The organism is Enterobacter cloacae complex sp. P16RS2 (assembly GCF_014982155.1).
Classification (GTDB): Bacteria; Pseudomonadota; Gammaproteobacteria; order Enterobacterales; family Enterobacteriaceae; genus Enterobacter; species Enterobacter cloacae_M.
Genome location: NZ_JADCKW010000088.1, coordinates 1 through 403, shown reverse-complemented (window position 1 = coordinate 403; position 403 = coordinate 1). Strand labels below are relative to the sequence as shown.

Sequence of the window (403 nt, the reverse complement as noted above, 5' to 3'; positions counted from 1 at the left end):
GTGGAGAGAGACTCTATGTTTATGAGAACAAGTATAGTTATATTCCAGATCCAAAATTTAATGATATAGACATGGTTGAAATGAGATTACTATCAGACATCTTTCGCAATGAGTCACTAAGTTTGGCTGTCGAGATTTGTGACGAAAAGTTAAATTTCGACAATGCCGATTATTTTGATGATGAGACTGAAAAAAATAGTCTTGTATTTAGCTTTACGTTCTCAAATGATAACAATGCTCGATTTTATTGCCCTGCTAAATTACTTCAAGAAGAAATAAAGCTAAACAAAAAGGATAAGCAAAATAGAACATATATTCCTTGCTATGATGAGATATACAATAATATATCTATAACTCGTGATAACTTGCCAAAATTCATTTATGCCGGTTCCTCGTTTAATAG

General features: G+C 31.5%; 1 protein-coding gene. It reads left to right on the top strand.

Going from position 1 to position 403, the window contains the following annotated elements:
- Positions 1-71: 71 nt before the first annotated feature.
- Positions 72-403 (top strand): hypothetical protein (locus tag INF68_RS23390; protein ID WP_227412957.1); only part of this gene is annotated, 332 nt, incomplete at its 3' end.